The sequence below is a fragment of the Haemophilus sp. UMB1048 genome (genome assembly GCF_030218125.1).
In the GTDB taxonomy this organism is placed as follows: Bacteria; Pseudomonadota; Gammaproteobacteria; order Enterobacterales; family Pasteurellaceae; genus Haemophilus_D.
This window is the reverse complement of record NZ_JASOPB010000219.1, coordinates 1-230: the sequence shown is the minus strand read 5'-3', so window position 1 is coordinate 230 and position 230 is coordinate 1. Positions and strand designations below refer to the sequence as shown.

General features: G+C 63.5%; 1 pseudogene. It reads left to right on the top strand.

Annotated elements, in window-relative coordinates:
* Nucleotides 1-230 (top strand): annotated as a pseudogene (locus tag QP437_RS10540) (N-acyl-D-glutamate deacylase); the annotation flags it as partial.

Sequence of the window (230 nt, the reverse complement as noted above, 5' to 3'; positions counted from 1 at the left end):
CGCGACCGTCGTTGAACGTCGGCACGCTAATCGGTCACACCGCGCTGCGTAATAACCATATGGACGATCTGTTTCGTCCGGCGAACGAGACGGAAATCGCCGGCATGCGCGTACAGCTACGCGATGCGCTGCGCCAGGGGGCGTTAGGGCTCAGTACCGGGCTGGCCTACGCCAGCGCTTTCCAGTCGACTACCGAAGAGGTGATGGCGCTGGCGGAAGAGCTGGCAGCC